General features: G+C 51.3%; 15 protein-coding genes. 8 read left to right on the plus strand and 7 right to left on the minus strand.

All coding sequences use genetic code 11. From position 1 onward, the window contains the following. Positions 1 to 249 precede the first annotated feature (249 nt). The 3 genes from dnaK (at position 250) to radC (ending at position 4252) form a co-directional block, all read left to right on the plus strand. Entirely contained in the window at positions 250 to 2172 is a 1923-nt protein-coding gene (dnaK, locus tag KO497_RS06765) for a molecular chaperone DnaK (RefSeq protein ID WP_215943207.1), read from the plus strand. Positions 2173 to 2245: 73 nt separating this feature from the next. Continuing rightward, positions 2246 to 3400 (plus strand): molecular chaperone DnaJ, encoded by a 1155-nt coding sequence (gene dnaJ, locus KO497_RS06770; RefSeq protein WP_215943208.1) that lies wholly within the window; start codon positions 2246 to 2248, stop codon positions 3398 to 3400. An 84-nt stretch (positions 3401 to 3484) separates the two neighbouring features. Continuing rightward, positions 3485 to 4252: a RadC family protein gene (gene radC / locus KO497_RS06775; RefSeq protein ID WP_215943209.1), complete on the plus strand. Its 768-nt coding sequence runs from the start codon at positions 3485 to 3487 to the stop codon at positions 4250 to 4252. Here the strand turns inward: radC and KO497_RS06780 are convergent. Next, complete coding sequence (locus KO497_RS06780; RefSeq protein WP_215943210.1) at positions 4215 to 5819, minus strand: phosphate ABC transporter substrate-binding/OmpA family protein; 1605 nt, start codon at positions 5817 to 5819, stop codon at positions 4215 to 4217. The two genes, radC and KO497_RS06780, sit on opposite strands and share 38 nt — an antisense overlap. 188 nt (positions 5820 to 6007) lie before the next feature. Beyond that, positions 6008 to 8710: a preprotein translocase subunit SecA gene (secA, locus tag KO497_RS06785; RefSeq protein WP_215943211.1), complete on the minus strand. Its 2703-nt coding sequence runs from the start codon at positions 8708 to 8710 to the stop codon at positions 6008 to 6010. Positions 8711 to 8889: 179 nt separating this feature from the next. Here secA and KO497_RS06790 point away from each other — a divergent pair, with 179 nt between their 5' ends. The 4 genes from KO497_RS06790 to KO497_RS19280 all read left to right on the plus strand — a co-directional run bounded on the left by KO497_RS06790 (position 8890) and on the right by KO497_RS19280 (position 11711). Next, positions 8890 to 9732, plus strand: coding sequence for a peptidylprolyl isomerase (locus tag KO497_RS06790; protein ID WP_215943212.1), 843 nt, complete (start codon positions 8890 to 8892; stop codon positions 9730 to 9732). 46 nt (positions 9733 to 9778) lie between these two features. After that, positions 9779 to 11023, plus strand: a complete 1245-nt coding sequence (gene argJ, locus KO497_RS06795; RefSeq protein ID WP_215943213.1) for a bifunctional glutamate N-acetyltransferase/amino-acid acetyltransferase ArgJ — start codon at positions 9779 to 9781, stop codon at positions 11021 to 11023. Positions 11024 to 11032: 9 nt separating this feature from the next. After that, complete coding sequence (mutT, locus tag KO497_RS06800) at positions 11033 to 11431, plus strand: 8-oxo-dGTP diphosphatase MutT (RefSeq protein ID WP_215943214.1); 399 nt, start codon at positions 11033 to 11035, stop codon at positions 11429 to 11431. Positions 11432 to 11585: 154 nt separating this feature from the next. Further along, positions 11586 to 11711 (plus strand): hypothetical protein, encoded by a 126-nt coding sequence (locus tag KO497_RS19280; protein ID WP_289846664.1) that lies wholly within the window; start codon positions 11586 to 11588, stop codon positions 11709 to 11711. 99 nt (positions 11712 to 11810) lie between these two features. On the opposite strand, the gene infB is transcribed toward KO497_RS19280, so the two are convergent. The 5 genes from infB to pip all read right to left on the minus strand — a co-directional run bounded on the left by infB (position 11811) and on the right by pip (position 18333). After that, entirely contained in the window at positions 11811 to 14324 is a 2514-nt protein-coding gene (gene infB, locus KO497_RS06805) for a translation initiation factor IF-2 (RefSeq protein ID WP_215943215.1), read from the minus strand. Continuing rightward, positions 14321 to 14953 (minus strand): RNA-binding protein, encoded by a 633-nt coding sequence (locus tag KO497_RS06810; RefSeq protein WP_215943216.1) that lies wholly within the window; start codon positions 14951 to 14953, stop codon positions 14321 to 14323. Before KO497_RS06810 ends, infB begins: the two co-directional genes overlap by 4 nt. A 23-nt stretch (positions 14954 to 14976) precedes the next feature. Then, positions 14977 to 16599, minus strand: coding sequence for a transcription termination factor NusA (nusA, locus tag KO497_RS06815; protein ID WP_215943217.1), 1623 nt, complete (start codon positions 16597 to 16599; stop codon positions 14977 to 14979). A gap of 3 nt (positions 16600 to 16602) precedes the next feature. Then, the gene (gene rimP, locus KO497_RS06820) at positions 16603 to 17202 is read right to left on the minus strand and encodes a ribosome maturation factor RimP (protein ID WP_215943218.1); all 600 of its coding nucleotides are present in this window, start codon (positions 17200 to 17202) and stop codon (positions 16603 to 16605) included. A 153-nt stretch (positions 17203 to 17355) separates the two neighbouring features. Continuing rightward, positions 17356 to 18333 carry a prolyl aminopeptidase gene (gene pip, locus KO497_RS06825; RefSeq protein WP_215943219.1) on the minus strand — a complete coding sequence of 326 codons (978 nt, stop codon included), beginning with the start codon at positions 18331 to 18333 and terminating at the stop codon, positions 17356 to 17358. Between the two features lie 86 nt (positions 18334 to 18419). On the opposite strand from pip, the gene ubiG reads away from it, so the two are divergent. Further along, positions 18420 to 19166, plus strand: coding sequence for a bifunctional 2-polyprenyl-6-hydroxyphenol methylase/3-demethylubiquinol 3-O-methyltransferase UbiG (gene ubiG / locus KO497_RS06830; protein ID WP_215943220.1), 747 nt, complete (start codon positions 18420 to 18422; stop codon positions 19164 to 19166). Positions 19167 to 19169: the final 3 nt, after the last annotated feature.

The raw sequence follows: 19169 nt of genomic DNA on the forward strand, positions 1-19169 counted from the left end.
TAAATCATTTTCGACAGAATTTCAGCTACGAGGGTTATTTCAACATTTTTTTGCAATGAATCCGCGTTTCCGGCCCCTGTTACACTAAATTTCGTGCTGTTGAGCGTCACGACAACTTGCAGGGGCCAAATCGTCTCCCTATATACGCCGAGAAGCATTGATCGGGCTTACCCGATTTAAACCATGGGATTGACAAAGGGTGCCTTCGGGGCTCGGCGTCATAACATCGCCTAGAAGAGGATTTTGAGCATGGCCAAAGTCATTGGTATCGATCTCGGGACTACCAACTCCTGTGTCGCTATTATGGATGGTTCGCAACCGCGTGTCATCGAAAACGCTGAAGGTGCGCGGACAACTCCGTCCATCGTCGGCTTCACCGAAACTGAACGTCTCGTCGGTCAAGCCGCGAAACGTCAAGCGGTAACAAACCCAGACAACACAGTGTTTGCTGTGAAACGCCTTATCGGTCGTCGCGATGACGACAAGCATTTGGCAAAAGACAAAAAGAACCTCCCTTACGCAGTTGTCGATGGCGGCAACGGTGACGCATGGGTTGAGGTGCGCGGCGAGAAATACTCCCCGTCTCAAATCTCTGCCTTTATCTTGGGCAAAATGAAAGAAACCGCTGAGTCCTACCTCGGTGAAGAAGTCACTCAGGCTGTCATCACAGTGCCTGCTTACTTCAACGACGCGCAGCGCCAAGCCACAAAAGACGCCGGCAAAATCGCTGGCCTTGAAGTTTTGCGTATCATCAACGAGCCAACAGCTGCGGCATTGGCCTACGGTCTTGATAAACAAGATACCAAAACGATTGCGGTCTATGACCTCGGCGGCGGCACTTTCGATGTGACCATCTTGGAACTCGGCGACGGCGTGTTTGAAGTGCAAGCCACCAACGGCGACACGTTCTTGGGCGGCGAAGACTTCGACATGCGCATCGTGAATTACCTCGCCGATGAATTCAAAAAAGAAAACGGTGTAGATCTCACCAAAGACAAAATGGCGCTTCAGCGTCTCAAAGAAGCGGCCGAGAAAGCAAAAATTGAGCTTTCCTCCAGCCAGCAAACCGAGATCAACCAACCGTTTATCTCTATGGACCCAAAAGGCGGTCAACCACTGCACTTGGTCATGAAACTCACGCGTGCAAAACTTGAAACGCTTGTGAGCGATTTGATCAAAAACTCGATCAAACCATGCCAAGCTGCGCTCAAAGATGCGGGCCTATCCACATCTGACATCGACGAGATCGTTCTCGTTGGTGGTATGACACGTATGCCTAAAGTTATTGAAGAAGTGACAAAATTCTTCGGCAAGGAGCCAAACAAAGGCGTGAACCCTGATGAAGTTGTTGCAATGGGCGCAGCTATTCAGGCTGGCGTTTTGCAAGGCGACGTTAAAGACGTTCTTCTGCTTGACGTGACACCACTTTCTATCGGTATCGAAACTTTGGGTGGCGTCTTCACACGCTTGATCGATCGCAACACTACGATCCCGACCAAAAAATCTCAGGTCTTCTCGACAGCCGAAGACAACCAGTCTGCCGTGACCTTGCGTGTGTTCCAGGGCGAACGTGAAATGGCCGCTGACAACAAAATCCTTGGTCAGTTCAACCTCGAAGGCATTCCGCCAGCACCGCGCGGCATGCCGCAAATCGAAGTGACCTTTGACATCAACGCCGACGGTATTGTCGAAGTTGGCGCCAAAGACAAAGGCACTGGCAAAGAGCAACGGATCACAATCCAAGCCTCTGGCGGTCTGTCCGATGACGATATCGAGAAAATGGTGAAAGACGCCGAAGAAAACGCGGAAGCGGATAAAGAGCGCAAGGATCTTGTCGAAGCCAAGAACCAAGCGGAAAGCCTGATCCACTCCACTGAGAAATCTCTTCAAGAACACGGCGATAAAGTTGATCCGACCACTGTGGAAGCTATCGAATTGGCAATCGCAGCGCTCAATGATCAACTCGAAACCGAGAACCCTGAAAAGATTCGCTCTGGCGTTCAAAACGTAACTGACGCGGCGATGAAGCTTGGTGAGGCAATCTACAAAGCGTCACAAGCCGAAGCAGAGGCAGCCGCACCTGAAGGTATGGACGAAGCTGACGACGGTCCTTCCAGTGTTGATGACGATATCGTCGACGCTGACTTCGAGGATCTCGACAAGCGCTCGTAACCCGCATTGAAATTCGGTGAGCCGGCGCAAATTTACCTTGTGCCGGCTGCCGCTTTTCTGGAGGACATGATCCATGGCAAAACGCGATTTCTACGAAGTGCTTGGTGTTGCCAAGGGCGCCGATGCTGGTGAACTAAAAAAAGCCTATCGCAAAAAAGCGATGGAATTTCACCCAGACCGCAACGCTGACAACCCCGAAGCTGAAGCCAAGTTCAAAGAAGCGAACGAGGCTTACGACACACTTAAAGACCCTGACAAAAAAGCAGCCTATGACCGCTATGGCCATGCGGCATTTGAACAGGGCGGTATGGGCGGCGGCGGACGTCCCGGTGCAGGGCACGGCCAAGGCGACTTCGGCTCAGCTTTCTCAGACGTCTTCGACGACCTCTTCGGCGACTTTATGGGGGGCCAGCAACGTGGCGGCGGGCGATCTCGTGCGCAGCGCGGCTCTGACTTGCGCTACAACATGCGCATTCCCCTAGAAGACGCCTATGCAGGCACACAAAAAACAATCACCGTTCCGACATCCGTCAGCTGCGGTGGCTGTAAGGGTACGGGCGCTGCAAACGGCGCAGAACCACAAACCTGCCCATCTTGTTCAGGCATGGGCAAAGTCCGTGCACAACAAGGATTCTTCACTGTCGAACGTGCATGCCCTGCCTGTGGTGGTATCGGCCAGATGATCAAAGACCCTTGTGGTCAATGTGGTGGCGCAGGCCGCGTTGAAAAAGAACGCTCCCTGTCCGTCAATATCCCTGCAGGTGTCGAAACAGGCACACGTATTCGTCTTGCTGGCGAAGGTGAAGCTGGACTGCGTGGCGGGCCGACCGGTGATCTGTACATTTTCATCGAAGTCCAGCCCCACGCCTTGTTTGAACGTGATGGCGCGCATCTGCATTGTGCGGTGCCTGTCTCTATGTCGTCCGCCGCACTTGGCGGTGATATCGAAGTACCAACCATTGACGGTGGGCGTTCGCGGGTGAAAATTCCCGCAGGCAGCCAATCTGGTCGTCAAATGCGCCTACGCAACAAAGGCATGCCCGCTCTGCGTGGGGGTGGCCAAGGCGACATGTTCATTGAACTTGCCGTTGAAACCCCTGTGAACCTAACGTCTAAGCAAAAAGAACTGCTGCGTGAGTTCGAAAACCTGGGCGAAGACAAAAACAATCCTGAAAGCTCAAGCTTCTTCAAAAAGGTCAAAAGCTTCTGGGATGGCATGAAAAGCTAAGTTTCGATCTTAACCCGCAGAATGCAGTCTGCGGGTTAAGAACTGTTAACTAAATTTTCAGCGAATCGACGGATGAATTGTCTTATGACAACAACTCCGCGCTCCACAGAATTTCGTGAAATGCCACAGTGGCTATTCGACCTCGACGAAGCCCGTCCCGTCGTCTTGCCGTCAAAACCGCCAAGCTATCTGCGAAATCAAAAACAAAACCTGCAAGATCGCTTTGTCGACGGCGGCGCGCAAGCCATGCCAGACTATGAATTGCTGGAACTGGTTTTATTTCGGTCCTTGCCGCGCACAGATGTCAAACCCCTTGCACAGACTTTGATAGATACCTTTGGTGATTATAACCGCGTGTTATCCGCACCAATCTCACGTTTGATCAAAATCGACGGGATTGATCTCTCCGTTGCGCGCGATCTCAAAATCATTGAAGCCTCAGCCCATAGACTGGCCCGCGCCAAAGTCATGCAGCGACCCATCATCTCTGGCTGGGATGCGGTGCTCGACTATTGTCACACCACAATGGCACATCGCGAAACAGAACAATTCCGCGTGCTTTACTTGGATCGTAAAAACATTCTGATCGCGGACGAAGAACAAGCAAAGGGCACCGTGGATCACGTTCCGGTCTACCCGCGCGAGGTGGTCAAGCGCGCACTTGAACTCAACGCCTCAGCGCTCATTTTGGTACATAACCATCCATCTGGCGACCCAACCCCGTCAGATCAAGATATCGCCATGACAGGTCAAGTTCGGGACGCGGCAGAGGCATTAGATATCCACCTCCATGATCATTTGATCATCGGTAAGTCTACTGAGTTGAGCTTTCGTGCGACGGGCTATCTTTAAGCCCATCTCTCACCCAAATTTCGACACGTCGATTGAGGCTGCGCCCCCAAGCCACATCGTCACAGGCAAGTGGCATGGCCTCGCCAAATCCACGCACTGATGTTTGAAAAAGTTCAATGTCGGCGGCATCCCCAAGTGCAGCTAATACGGAGTTTCGCACAGCGGCCGCACGCCTTGTGGACAATCGTTCATTGGCAGCAGCTGGCCCCTGACCATCCGAAAATCCCGCAAACACCAACTGTTTGCCATCGTAAACGCCAGCTTCAACCAATTGCGCCAAAAGCTGTACATTAGAGCGGCTTTGCGCATCCAGTTGTGCAGTGCCACCTTGAAACCGAAAACCTAAAGACAACCTGCGCGCACCGTAAAGATCATCAGCGATAGCCTGCAAATCATCCAGCGCGATCTCATTCCCCGCATGAAGAATGGCGTTGGCAAAGCGGCGCCCATGGTCTCGAAAAGTTAACTCTTCAATGCCCTGATCTACAAACGGAGACCGTGCAACTACAATTTGAGCCGCTGGCGACAAGACATAATCCAAAAAATCTCGCGCAATTTTGGGCAAGCGTCGTGCGGGCGTGTACAAAAACAAAGGCTGCGTCAGCGGGTAGTCTTCGGTTTTGACATCAACGGACACAACATCTGTACGAAATCCACACGCACCGGTTAGTCCCAAAACCTTAACCTTGCCAACTGTCGACAATCGTCCAAAAGCCAGCCCATATGGGTCGCCCTCTGCCGCCTCAACAACCGCCTGCGTTGTCGGTAAGATCGTTACCCCATCAGCAAGATCTTCAACAGTGAGTGTTGGCAAAAGTTCAAGCAAGGGCGATCCGAGCTCGACAATCGATTCATCCAAAAAAAGCGACACAGGCGCATCTTGCCCACCAATTTCAGACCAATTTTGAATGGTTCCATTCAAAAGGTTTTCCAAATGATCTAGGGAGATCGTAGACAAAGGATTGGACGGGGACACAATTGGCACGATAGCATCAAGACCCAAGACGCGCGCCCGCACTGGATCGCTCAGGTCGCCAATGCCAGCCGTTTTAGCCAGTTCTTTTTCCAAAAGATTGGCTTCTCGTGACGACACAACAATATCCGTATTTTCAGTAACAAGATCGGCGAAGCCTTCTTCGGAAGACGTATGCACCAAGTCAATTTGCGCTGCCGGAAGTCCCGCCACGGAATCCGTCAAAACAACCGTATATTCCGTCGGCGTCACAGAGATTTCAGTGTTATATCCATAACGCGCAGCAAAGGCAGAAACCAATGCCGGTAGCAAAGATGCGGACACGGCACCATCACCAGAAAACCGAATTATGGGATAAAAACTGTTGAGATCAGGGCAACCAGGCCCCTCACAATTAACACCAGACCCATCGAGGGTTAGAATGCCGTAATCCGTATCCACCCGATAAAATTCACCATCGAATCCTAGAAAGTTTCCAGACACAGACACGGATCCATCGCGCGACGTCAAAGCAACGTCTTGCGCCAACAAGGGACTCGCTGTGATACAAGCCAAAAGAAAGACAGCGCATTTCGCCACATGTAGAAAGCTCATAGCCTACGCCTCACGTAATGACCGACCGAAATCAACCCGCAGACTGTCGGTGTTTGGGATATTATTTTCAACTGGATAAAATCAACAATAAATGTCTGACACGCGAAGAACACAGGTTTAGCGGCAATGAAAATAGAAAAGCCGCTGCTGAGCAACGGCTTTTAAAAGTTTCACTTCAGGTATTTAAACTAAACCGCACCGTGGCAATGTTTGAACTTTTTACCCGACCCACATGGGCAGAGATCATTGCGCGCAGGGTTGCCCCAGCTGGCAGGATCATTTTCATCAAAATCACGCGCACCGTCTTTAATGTCTTCGACGAGTTGAGAGGCATCAGCCGCGCCTGCAGCAGCTGCCGCAGCGGCAGCTTGTTGAGCGGCAATTTGCTGCATCAACGCATTGCGTTCTTCTTCATTCATTGGCCGAACACGAGACAATTTTCCTGTCACTTCGACACGTAAAGAATCAAGCATCGTTTCAAACAACTGGAAGCTCTCGTTCTTATACTCGTTGAGCGGATCGCGTTGCGCATAGCCACGGAAACCAACGACAGATCGCAAATGTTCAAGCGTCATAAGATGATCGCGCCATTTGCCATCAATGGCCTGCAGCAAGAACTGTTTTTCAATCTGGCGCATCTGCGTCTCACCGAAGGCTGCCGTTTTTTCGGCCATCGCTTCATCAGATACCTTGATAAGACGCTCGATGATGTCTTCATCATCTACGCCTTCTTCTTCAGCCCAAGTCTTAACCGGCACATCAAGGCCCAGATTTTCCAGCAGAGACACGTAAAGTTTTTCGACGTCCCATTGATCAGGATAAGACTTTGCGGGAATAGCCTCTTCAACTAGGTCCTCAATCACCTCATGACGCATATCCGTCACGATTTCATTGATGTTGTCTGCTTCCATAATCTCGCGGCGCTGGGAAAAGATCACTTTGCGCTGGTCATTCATAACATCGTCAAACTTCAATAGCTGTTTGCGGATGTCAAAATTGCGCCCTTCGACCTTAGCTTGCGCTTTGGCCAGCGATTTGTTCACCCAAGGGTGCACAATGGCTTCGCCTTCTTTCATACCAAGAGACGACAACATTTTATCCAAACGATCTGACCCAAAGATCCGCATAAGATCGTCGTCCAATGAAAGGAAAAATACCGAACGACCGGGGTCACCTTGGCGACCTGAACGGCCCCGCAACTGGTTGTCGATCCTACGGGATTCATGGCGTTCCGTCGCGAGAACATACAAGCCGCCCGCCTCGATAACTTTACGTTTTTCTTCGGCGTGATCGGCTTCAATTTGGGCACGAAGCGCTTCAGGATCCGCATCAGGATTCGCAGCAAGGGCATCCATGACTTTGAGATCAACGTTACCGCCAAGCTGAACGTCCGTCCCACGGCCTGCCATGTTGGTGGCGATTGTAACGGCGCCGAGCTTACCTGCGTCAGCAACAATCTGCGCTTCTTGCTCGTGATGGCGCGCATTCAAAACCTTGTGCGCAATCCCTTCGGCGGTCAACTTTTCAGACAGTGCCTCGGATTTCTCAATAGAAGTTGTGCCAACAAGAACAGGCTGCTGCTTATCATTGGCGAGCCGTACAGATTTCAAAACGGCATCGATTTTTTCACGTTCAGACCGATACACACGGTCATGTTCATCAACGCGCTGGATAGGCCGGTTTGTGGGAACTTCGACAACACCAAGGTTGTAGATTTCCATAAATTCTTCAGCTTCCGTGGTCGCTGTGCCGGTCATACCAGACAGCGTGCCGTACAGGCGGAAATAGTTTTGGAAGGTGACAGAAGCCAGCGTAATGTTTTCGGGTTGGATTTTAAGACCCTCTTTGGCCTCAATGGCTTGGTGTAGGCCTTCTGACAAACGGCGACCCGACATCATGCGACCCGTGTGCTCATCGATCAACATCGCCTCACCATCACGAACGATATACTGTGTGCCGTTTTGGTACAGTTTGTGTGCGCGCAGGCCTTGGTTAACGTGATGGACCAAGGTTGTACTTTCGGGATCGTAAAGAGTCTGCCCCTCTTCCAGCAAACCTGTTTGCAACAAACGCTGCTCGAGAAACTCGTTGCCAGCTTCTGTGAAAGAAATCCCGCGTGTTTTCTCATCAAGGTCGAAATGCTCTTCAGTCAATTCAGGAATCAACTTATTGATGGTCACATACAGCTCAGACCGATCATCAGAAGGCCCGGAAATGATCAAGGGCGTGCGCGCCTCATCGATCAAAATGGAATCGACCTCATCGACAATCGCGAAATTGTGCCCGCGTTGCATAAGATCGCCAATTTCCGTTTTCATGTTGTCGCGCAGGTAATCAAAACCAAGCTCATTGTTCGTGGCATAGGTCACATCACAATTGTAAGCGGCTTTTTTGTCTTCAGGTGACAGTTCGGAATGAACGGCACTACAAGTCATACCCAAAGCAGCAAACACTTTGGCCATCCATTCACTGTCGCGTTTTGCCAAATATTCATTGACGGTGACAACGTGAACACCTTTGCCAGTTAGAGCATTCAAATATGACGGGAATGTCGCAACAAGTGTTTTACCTTCACCTGTTTTCATCTCGGCGATATTGCCCTGATGCAAGAAAATGCCGCCTTTAAGCTGCGTATCAAACGCGCGAAGCCCTAGAGCACGGCGCGCAGCTTCACGACAGTTCGCAAAGGCTTCGGGTAGAATCGCGTCAAGCGCTTCGCCCTTAGCAACGCGGTCCTTGAATTCTTGCGTTTTCGCAATCAAGCCTTCGTCACTGAGCTTTTCAAACTCAGCTTCCAGCGCATTGATTTTCGCCACGATAGGACGAATTGCTTTTACTTTTCGGTCGTTGGGAGTCCCAAAGATCTTTTTGGCGATTGTTCCAACCAGCATATTCTCTCCACTCGGTGCGTCTTGACAGGATCGTGTGAGAGGGGGGATTGCCCCGCTGCCTGCGAGACCATAAAACGGTTCCGAAGGCACCTCTACCCAGACCTCAAGCGATGTAAGGGGCCGTGCCTATAGTGTCAATGTTGCGCCGTAATTAGACGGCGAATGGAAGGGAATTCCGCATGAAATACCACACAAATGTGATCGCCGCCGCCATTTTTAGCGCACTCACTCTCACATCTGGCGCTTTTGCCGAAGACATGTCATCCGACACAGTTGTTGCGACAGTGAACGGTGCGCAAATCACGCTGGGCCATGTGATCGCCGCGCGCGCCTCGTTGCCTCCCCAATATCAAGAATTAGAAGACGCTCAGTTGTTCGATGGTATTTTAAGCCAAATGGTACAACAAGAACTTCTTAAACAATCAGCAGGCGACTTGAGCAAAGCCCTTGCCATTCAAATCGAAAACGAACAGCGCATCGCGATTGCAGGCTCTGCATTGCAAGACATCGCGGCCTCTGCCGTCACAGAAGAGGCCCTCAAAGCAGCATATGACGCGAAATACGCCGAGTTTGAACCCGGCCGCGAATTCAATGCCGCTCATATCTTGGTCGAAACAGAAGACGAAGCCAAAGCCATTATTGCAGAACTTGAAGACGGCGCAGACTTTAGCCAACTGGCAAAAGATAAATCCACAGGCCCATCTGGGCCAAACGGCGGCGACCTGGGTTGGTTTGGCATTGGCATGATGGTTGCCCCGTTTGAACAGGCCGTCATTGAGATGGAACCCGGTGCCATTTCTGCGCCTGTGCAAACCCAGTTTGGCTGGCACGTGATCAAACTCGTCGACAGTCGCCTGCAAGAGGTTCCAGCATTGGAAACAGAACGCGACGAACTGACCTCTGTCATCGAAGACGAAGCGATCTCCGCCCGCTTGGCTGAGCTGCAAGCCGATGCCACGATTGAACTTAGCGAAGGCATTGATCCTGCATTGATGCGTGACGACACTTTGCTCAACGATTGATTGGGCCCCCTGACAACTTGATATCCTGACAATAAGGACGCCACATATGGCCAAGATTGACTCTGTTTCCCCCCTCGCACCAGCGGGTGGTCTTCCTAATCTGCTCGTCATCGACGGAGTAACCTTTTCCACCTTGGCAGCTGGCGTAAAGTACGAAGGTCGCACCGATGTGATGCTGGCGCAACTCTGCGCTGGCAGTGTAATCGCGGGGACTTTCACCAAATCCTCGACGCGATCAGCGGCTGTTCTTGATTGTCAGGCAAAACTTGGGGGCGACACATCAAATGGCGCCGCAATTCTTGTAAACTCTGGAAATTCAAACGCTTTTACAGGTAAGAGCGGACTGGAATCCGTGGCAAAAATCACGGCAGCCGTGGCGGCCAGTCTAAATCTTGACGAGAAAAGCATCTTCACATCATCGACGGGCGTCATCGGCGAACCATTGAAATGGGAACGTATCACGACAAAGATTGACGATCTGAAAGCCAGTCTTGCGCCCAATCGCATCGCTGACGCCGCACATGCGATCATGACCACAGATACCTTTGCCAAAGGGGCATCCGCACAGATCACGCTTGGGGGCCGACCTGTCAAGATTTCCGGTATCGCAAAAGGGTCGGGCATGATTGCGCCCGATATGGCGACAATGCTGGTCTATATCTTCACCGATGCTAAAATCGCGCAACCCTTGCTGCAAGATTTCGTATCACAGGCCACCGATTCGACGTTCAACTGCATCACTGTCGACAGCGACACATCAACGTCTGACACGCTGCTTGTGGGAGCAACGGGACAATCGCCTGCCGCAGAAATCACAGCCGACACACCAGAAGCCACAGAATTTTTCAACGCCTTACAAGATGTAATGCTTGAGCTATCTCACCTTGTTGTCAAGGATGGTGAAGGGGCGACAAAGTTTGTTGAGGTGCAAGTCACTGGTGCGACAAACGATGAAGATGCACGTAAAGTCGCATCTTCCATCGCCAACTCTCCGCTCGTCAAAACAGCCATTGCCGGCGAAGATCCCAATTGGGGTCGCGTTGTTATGGCTGTTGGAAAATCGGGGGCCACAGCGGATCGTGATCGCTTGTCCATCTGGTTTGGCGACGTGTTGGTCGCAGAGAACGGCTGGGTATCACCGACATATTCCGAAGAGGCCGGCGCCAATTATATGAAAAATGAACATATCGTCGTCAAAGTTGACCTCGGATTGGGTGCCTCCAAATGCACCATGTGGACCTGTGATTTGACCCATGGCTACATTACCATCAACGCTGATTATCGGTCTTAAAGGGCGCTCATGAAACTCATTCTTGTCTCTGCTGTGGCCCTTATCGACACCGATGGCCGTGTCTTGCTTGCTCAACGGCCGCAAGGGAAATCCATGGCAGGGCTATGGGAGTTTCCAGGGGGCAAGGTCGAGGCAGGCGAGACACCTGAGCAGGCCTTAGTGCGCGAACTTCACGAGGAATTGGGGATCGAGACATGGAATTCATGCCTCGCCCCACTCACGTTTGCTTCACACACTTATGATGACTTTCATCTATTGATGCCCGTCTTTGCCTGCCGAAAGTGGAATGGAATTCCCGAGGCGCGTGAGGGCCAAGTTCTCAAATGGGTCAAGCCAAACGCATTGCGCGACTACCCTATGCCCGCCGCTGATATTCCGCTGATTCCGATTCTTCGCGACTGGCTTTGACATTTTAATATGTGCCAACGCAACAATTATGTCTATTTTGTGTAATATGCACAACATTTGTGCGAATATTTCACGTTTGAGTAAAATTTGTAGGCACAAAATTAACTAATATGTACTAGGATGGAAACAATAATAGACAATTGGGAGCTTTATTATGATGCGTTCTATCTCTCTCGGAAAATACATTTCCGTACAAGGCTTGTTTGTTGGTGAAGCAAACTCAGGTAAGATCATTGTTCGCGTTGGCGACAAGACGTTTGAAGGCAAACCAATTTCCTAAGACGGAAACAGAATTGAAGCTTTCTAACACGTTTCAATTTCATAAATGAAAAGGCGAGCCCTAAAGCCCGCCTTTTTTATATTCTGGAAAGGGTTCGCATCAATCGAGATTGCGAACAACTTCTTCACGCTCAAAGAGCTCGATAACATCGCCAGCGCGAATGTCTTCGTAGTTTTCAAACGCCATACCACATTCCTGGCCAGACTGAACTTCTTTGACTTCATCTTTAAAGCGCTTGAGCGTCTTAAGCGTGCCCTCATGAATAACCACGTTGTCACGCAGCAAGCGTACACCTGCAGAACGACGCGCCACACCTTCAGTGATAAGACAACCGGCAACCTTGCCGACACCGCCGGACACTTTGAAGACTTCGCGAATTTCGGAGTAACCGATAAAGTTCTCGCGAATTTCCGCAGACAAAAGACCAGAAGCCGCTGCTTTCACATCATCCACAAGATCATAGATCACTGAGTAGTAGCGAATTTCCACACCTTTTTGGTTTGCACTGCTACGCGCGGAAGCATTCGCACGAACGTTGAAGCCAATCACAGGAGCACCGGAAGCCTCAGCAAGACCGATATCTGTCTCAGTGATCGCGCCCACACCGTAATGTAGAACCCGAACGCGGACTTCATCGTTGCCGATTTTTTCCATCGCTTGAACAATCGCTTCCGCAGAGCCTTGAACATCGGCTTTGACCAAAATTGGCAGCTCAGCCACGGTTTCGTCAGCTTTTGCTTTCGCAAGCAACTGATCCAGTGTGGTTGCAGCACCAGCAGTCGCACGCTTTTCTTTTGCAGCATGCGCACGGTACTCAGCGATTTCACGCGCTTGAGAATCCGTGTCGACCACGTTCAAAACATCACCAGCCTCAGGTGTGCCGTTAAGGCCAAGAACCTCAACTGGAACAGATGGACCAGCTTCATCAACACGTTCGCCTTGATCGTTTACAAGCGCACGGACTTTACCCCATTGCTCGCCAACAACAAAGATATCACCACGTTTCAGCGTACCTTTTTGGATCAAAACAGTCGCAACAGGACCTCGGCCAACATCAAGTTGCGCCTCAATCACAGCGCCTTCGGCTGCGCGATCGGGATTGGCTTTCAGTTCAAGAATTTCCGCTTGAAGCGCGATAGCCTCTAGAAGTTGATCCAAACCCTGACCAGTATGCGCAGACACTTCGATGGACTGAACATCACCAGAGAATTCTTCAACAATCACTTCGTGTTGCAAAAGTTCCGCACGCACTTTTTGTGCATCCGCGCCTGGTTTGTCACATTTGTTGATCGCAACAATCATCGGCACTTCCGCAGCTTTCGCATGCGCAATCGCTTCAATCGTCTGCGGCATGACGGAATCGTCCGCAGCAACCACAAGGATAACAATGTCCGTCACGTGAGCCCCGCGGGAGCGCATAGATGTAAACGCAGCGTGACCTGGAGTGTCGAGGAAGGACAGCAGTGCCCCGCCTTCGGTTGTCACTTGGTAGGCACCGATGTGTTGTGTAATGCCGCCAGCTTCGCCAGTGGTCACATTGGTTTTACGGATCGCGTCAAGCAGTGACGTTTTACCGTGGTCAACGTGGCCCATGATAGTGACGACTGGTGGACGCGATTGCAGGTCTTCGTCTTTGTCGACGATTTGCTGGATCACATCCTCAACGTCAGCATCTGACACACGCTGAATGCGGTGACCGAACTCTTCGACAATCAATTCAGCAGTGTCTGCATCAATGGCTTGGTTTTGCGTGACCATCATGCCCATTTTCATGAGCGATTTCACAACGTCAGCAACGCGCTCGGCCATACGGTTCGCGAGTTCGGACACGACGATTGATTCAGGAACCTGAACATCACGCACAACCTTTTCGCGTGGCTCGTTATTGCCCATCGCTTTTTGGCGCATACGATCTTGCTTACGTTTCATGGAGGCCATGGAACGTACACGTTTGCCGTCACCGCCAGTAAGCGCTTGGTTCACTGTCAGTTTGCCAGAACGACGACTGTCGTCAGCTTGCTTGGCACGGGCATTGCGGTTCGCGTCGTCATTGTCGCGCTTTGCAGGCGCAGACGATGTACGCCCGCGTTGATCTGGTGCTTTTTGCGCCGCAGCTTGTGCTGCAGCAGGATCATCAGGTTGAGCCGCAGCTTTTGGCGCAGGCTTAGGAGCCGCTTCACGCTTTTTAGCTGCTTCAGCTTCAGCCTTGTCGCGGGCCTCATCTTCAGCCTTAATTTTCGCGGCAGCAAGACGCTCTTGCTCTTCGCGTTCTTTGGCTTCAATTTCGGCGCGACGGCGTGCACGCTCTTCTTCACGAGATTTTTCTTCAGCAGCGCGGCGTTCGTTTTCCGCGGCCTCGTTTTGCTTTGCAAAGGCAAGTGCCTTCATCCGGCGTTCCATTTCCGTATCGGAAATGCCCGCAGGACGTTTAGACGGGTCGCCAAGGCGCGGAGAACCGCCGCCTGTCTTAGCAGCACCAGCTTTTGGAACCACAACGCGTTTGCGCTTGGTTTCTACCACAACGCTTTTTGTGCGTCCGTGAGAAAAGCTTTGTTTTACTTGTCCGGGGCCGCCGCGAAGGCCAAGGGGTTTTTTTCCATCAGTATCGCTCATATCGTCGTCTTACCCTTTCCGGCGGAGCGCTCTCCACCGTTTATCTCGCGCACACCCATCAAACGTGCGGCGTCCTCTACAACTTTATCGGAGAGGCCACCACGCGCGAGCGCGCCATGTATCACACTTTCACGGCCGAAAGCCAAACCCAATTCGGCGCTTGTTAGATGACCGAACCAACGGCCTCCCTCTGGCGTCCGAAGTTTGCCTTTACCGCGTTCAGATCCGTCGGAGGCTTGCATCAAAACAATCGCGTGCTCTTCTGCAATCCATCCTTTAACTTTTTCAAACCCACACACAGCTTCGCCAGCTTTGCGCGCCAATGCGATGAGATGCACAACGCGCTTGAGTAGACCTTGTTCGATAAGATCCACAAACCCGTCAGCCACCACAACATCTGCACGCGCCACTTTGGCAAAGAGCTTTTTCTTGACCGCCTCATCCAGGGCAGCGCGATCTGCGCTCACCCAAATGCCGCGACCTGGCAATTTTTCTGCCAAATCAGGAACAACCTGTCCGTCTGGGCCGATCACGAAACGGATCAGGCCAGAGCGAGGCTCCGCGTCGCGCGAAACAATGCAACGACGTTCCCCATCATCTTTCGTTTTCTTGTGGCCACCACGGGACATCAGATCACCTAAACCGAGACCTTTTAGGCCTCTGCCTCCTCTGTTTCGCCGTCAACATCTGCGTCGTCATCACTTGCACCTTCAAGCTCGGCAGGATCGACCCAACCCAACTGAATACGCGCAGTCATGACCAGCGTTTGCGCCTCTTCCAAGGACATGTCAAATTTCTCAAGCAAACCCTCATCTTTGTGGCGCTCGCCGTTAATCGTTGTCCAGCCACCAGCAAGCTCCCAGTCCGCGCATGTTGCGAAATCTTCGAGTGATTTCACGCCATCCTCAGCCAGAGCTTCAATCATCTGGGGTGTCAGACCGTCAAATTCAACCAAGCTGTCCAGAACACCAAGTGCGCGCGCGTTTTCGAGCGCTTTGAGGTTTGCGGCCTCAAGAACGTCACGGGCACGGGCCTGAAGTTCGCCAGCAGTGGCCTCATCAACCCCATCAATTACCAGCAATTCATCAACTTCGACGTAAGCAACTTCTTCCAAGTTGGTGAAACCTTCGGACACAAGAAGCTGTGCGAAGAATTCGTCCAAGTCGAGATTGTCCATGAACAATTTGGTGCGGATCGCGAACTCTTTTTGGCGACGCTCAGATTCTTCAGCCTCAGTGAGAATGTCGATATCTAGACCCGTCAACTGAGATGCAAGACGCACGTTTTGACCACGACGACCAATCGCCAAGGACAGCTGTTCGTCAGGAACAACAACTTCGATTTTACCCGCGTCGTCGTCCAGAACAACTTTGGACACTTCAGCAGGCTGAAGCGCATTCACGAGGAATGTTGGCGCATCTTCGTTCCATGGGATGATGTCGATTTTCTCACCCTGAAGTTCATTCACAACAGCTTGCACACGTGACCCACGCATACCAACACAAGCACCAACTGGATCGATAGAACCATCATTTGAAATCACAGCGATTTTTGCACGCGACCCAGGATCACGGGCCACAGCTTTGATTTCGATGATGCCGTCGTATATTTCCGGCACTTCCATTTTGAACAGCTCAGACATGAATTCAGGTGCGGTGCGCGACAAGAACACTTGTGGGCCACGCGCTTCGCGGCGCACGTCTTTGATGAAACAGCGCACACGATCGTTCGGGCGGTATGTTTCGCGGCCGATCTTTTCATTGCGGCGCAAGATGCCTTCGCCGCGACCGATATCCACGATCACATTGCCGTATTCTTCGCGCTTCACAACACCGTTGATGATTGTGCCAGCGCGATCTTTGAACTCGTCATATTGACGATCACGTTCTGCTTCGCGCACTTTTTGCAAGATAACCTGTTTCGCAGATTGCGCTGCAATACGGCCAAGCTCAACTGGCGGCACTTCATCGGTGATTTCACTGCCGATTTCAGGATCAGCCATGTATTGCTTGGCTTGCTCGATAGTCAATTCGGATTGGTAGTTTTCCAGCTCTTCTTCGGCGACAACAGTGCGCACACGTGTAAACGTGGCCTTACCTGTTTTGCGATCAATGTGAACACGAATGTCCATTTCGGAGCCGTAGCGAGATTTCGCTGCGCGCGCCAAGCTTTCTTCCATCGCCTCAACCACAAGGTTGGGGTCGATCATTTTTTCGCGGGCCACGGCCTCAGCGGTTTGAAGCAATTCAAGCTGGTTGGCGGAGGTGATTGCCATGTCTCAGTCCTCTCTAAGGTCGTCAGTGGAACCGTCTTCGGTTTCAACATCATCAAATTGGGTTTCGTCAATCGCGCCGGTCGCTTTGCGTTGACGGAGCATTTCAGCGATTAGATCGTCGGTCAAAATCAGTTTTGCATCTGACAGCCAGTCAAATTTAAGACCGATGGTAACCGTTTCGCCATGTTCGATAATGTTGATCAAAACATCATCGTCTTCGACGCCAGCCAATTCGCCCTTAAAGCGGCGACGGCCATCGAACATTTCGTCAGTCTCAATGCGGGCCTCATAGCCCTCAAAGGTCTCAAAATCTTTCAAACGTGTCAGCGGGCGGTCGATACCGGGACTGGACACTTCAAGCGTGAACTCGTCTTCAATCGGATCCTCAACATCCAAGACCGCGGAAACAGCTGTGGAAATTTGAGCACATTCATCGACTTCGATGCCGCCAGCGGGGCGTTCAGCCATAATCTGTAGCGTTTTCGACTTTGTCGATGACATCAGACGAATACGCACCAGCTCAAAGCCCATGCCCTCGATAACAGGGCCCACGATCTCGGCCAATCGGCGATCGATAGAGGTTTTGGCAATCAGTTCGGACATATTCCAGTTAGCCTTTCGGGCATTTGGGGGCCTTTTAAAGGGCACAAAAAAACGGGCGCGCGGCCCGTTGATATTTCCCGGTGGAGCTTTAGGATCACCCATCGCGCCGCTGTTGAACAGGCATATACGCCCACATAGTCGAATCTGCAAGCCCTATCGCATCACGCGCCCAATATGATCCATTGTTTCAACCAACTTTGCCGCAATTCCGGTCTCTGACAAAGCGTGCCCAGCTAGACCAACCATATGAAGTGACGACTTAGGCCAAAGCTTATGCAGGGCATATGCGCTTTGTGGTGGACAAACCATATCAAAGCGACCTTGCACGATTGTGCCGGATACATGTGCCATCACAGCAATGTCATCTAGAAGCTTTCTGTCATGTTCAAAAAACACATGATTTGAAAAGTAGTGATTTTCCAATCGCGCGATCGCCCGCGCAAACTGAATGGGCGGATCGCCGACCTTGCCGTTAGACCCAATCGACGCCAAAGCATTTTCCCATTTGGACCAGATCTTTGCGTAGTTGTTCTCAATAGCCACATCACCACTGAACAAGCGTCGATTATAGGCTGCGATCAAATCATCGCGTTCGTCTTGGGGAATGTCACGTACGAAATCCTCCCACAAATCTGGCCAAAACCGCCCAGCGCCTCCGCCGTAAAACCAATCCAATTCAGATTGCATGCCCAAAAATACACCCCGCAACACCAAATGGATCACACGGTCAGGGTGCGCTTGGGTATAGGCTAAACCCAGTGTTGCCCCCCAGCTTCCACCAAAAACCACCCATTGCTTAATGCCAAGAGTGGTACGAATGCGCTCAATATCTGCCACAAGGTGCCACGTGGTATTGTTTTTTACGGATGCAAAAGGCGTAGAACGCCCGCAGCCGCGTTGATCAAACAAAATAATGCGAAAAATCGCGGGATCAAAAAACCGACGCATAAACGGACTACAACCGCCCCCAGGCCCGCCATGCAGAACCACAACAGGAATGCCATTGGAGTTGCCGCTTTGCTCAATATATAAACTATGCCCATCGCCAACATCCAACATCCGCTGATCATATGATGAAAGCTGGGGATAGAGATAACTATATGCGCTCTTTTGGCCCGATACCTTGTTCATGGAAATCCTATATAGAGCATGATAGCTCAGAATAAATCTCGATCACGACTCTGATCACATACGAATTGAACATGAAGGAACGGATCATGCAAACGCATCAGTCCACCATTGACCCATCCGAAGTCGCAAAATTCGAAGCGATGGCTGCCGAATGGTGGGATCCCAACGGTAAATTCAAACCGCTTCACATGCTCAATCCCTGTCGTCTCGATTATATTACAACGCAAATCGCCGCTGAATTTGGACGCGATCTGAGCACCCCAAAACCATTCACAGGACTGCGCCTGTTGGATATCGGCTGTGGTGGCGGGCTTTTGTCTGAACCCATGGCGCGACTTGGGGCCACAGTTGTGGGGGCAGATGCCGCAGCAGGCAATTTGCCAGTGGCGCGCCTTCATGCGGAACAATCAGGTCTGGAAATAGACTACCGCCACACCGCCGCCGAAGATTTGGCTGAGGCTGGCGAACAATTCGATGTGGTTTTGAACATGGAAGTTGTTGAACACGTCGCCGATCCACAAACCTATCTGAATGCTTGCCAAACTTTGCTGAAACCGGGGGGGATGATGGTTTGTTCAACCATAAACCGAAATCCGAAATCATACGTTGTGGCTATCTTAGGCGCTGAAGTTGTTATGCGTTGGTTGCCACGCGGCACCCACGAATGGGACAAATTCATTACACCGGACGAGCTGTTCAACCTAATTTCCAATGCGGGCCTGTCGCCTGTTGATCGCAAAGGCTTTGTCTTCAATCCGGTTCTGTGGACATGGTCTTTGTCAGATCGCGATCTATCTGTGAACTACGTTACAGCGTCAATTAAGCCAGCTTAGGGT

The sequence above is a fragment of the Pacificibacter marinus genome, from assembly GCF_018860665.1.
In the GTDB taxonomy this organism is placed as follows: Bacteria; Pseudomonadota; Alphaproteobacteria; order Rhodobacterales; family Rhodobacteraceae; genus Celeribacter; species Celeribacter marinus_A.

What these genes read in the sequence shown, in the direction of transcription:
- radC (WP_215943209.1), top strand. Translation starts at nt 3,485, where the DNA reads ATGACAACAACTCCGCGCTCCACAGAATTTCGTGAAATGCCACAGTGG.
- dnaJ (WP_215943208.1), top strand. Translation starts at nt 2,246, where the DNA reads ATGGCAAAACGCGATTTCTACGAAGTGCTTGGTGTTGCCAAGGGCGCC.
- ubiG (WP_215943220.1), top strand. Translation starts at nt 18,420, where the DNA reads ATGCAAACGCATCAGTCCACCATTGACCCATCCGAAGTCGCAAAATTC.
- KO497_RS06790 (WP_215943212.1), top strand. Translation starts at nt 8,890, where the DNA reads ATGAAATACCACACAAATGTGATCGCCGCCGCCATTTTTAGCGCACTC.
- nusA (WP_215943217.1), bottom strand. Translation starts at nt 16,599, where the DNA reads ATGGCAATCACCTCCGCCAACCAGCTTGAATTGCTTCAAACCGCTGAG.
- KO497_RS06810 (WP_215943216.1), bottom strand. Translation starts at nt 14,953, where the DNA reads ATGTCCCGTGGTGGCCACAAGAAAACGAAAGATGATGGGGAACGTCGT.
- argJ (WP_215943213.1), top strand. Translation starts at nt 9,779, where the DNA reads ATGGCCAAGATTGACTCTGTTTCCCCCCTCGCACCAGCGGGTGGTCTT.
- secA (WP_215943211.1), bottom strand. Translation starts at nt 8,710, where the DNA reads ATGCTGGTTGGAACAATCGCCAAAAAGATCTTTGGGACTCCCAACGAC.
- infB (WP_215943215.1), bottom strand. Translation starts at nt 14,324, where the DNA reads ATGAGCGATACTGATGGAAAAAAACCCCTTGGCCTTCGCGGCGGCCCC.
- KO497_RS06780 (WP_215943210.1), bottom strand. Translation starts at nt 5,819, where the DNA reads ATGAGCTTTCTACATGTGGCGAAATGCGCTGTCTTTCTTTTGGCTTGT.
- KO497_RS19280 (WP_289846664.1), top strand. Translation starts at nt 11,586, where the DNA reads ATGATGCGTTCTATCTCTCTCGGAAAATACATTTCCGTACAAGGCTTG.
- dnaK (WP_215943207.1), top strand. Translation starts at nt 250, where the DNA reads ATGGCCAAAGTCATTGGTATCGATCTCGGGACTACCAACTCCTGTGTC.
- mutT (WP_215943214.1), top strand. Translation starts at nt 11,033, where the DNA reads ATGAAACTCATTCTTGTCTCTGCTGTGGCCCTTATCGACACCGATGGC.
- rimP (WP_215943218.1), bottom strand. Translation starts at nt 17,202, where the DNA reads ATGTCCGAACTGATTGCCAAAACCTCTATCGATCGCCGATTGGCCGAG.
- pip (WP_215943219.1), bottom strand. Translation starts at nt 18,333, where the DNA reads ATGAACAAGGTATCGGGCCAAAAGAGCGCATATAGTTATCTCTATCCC.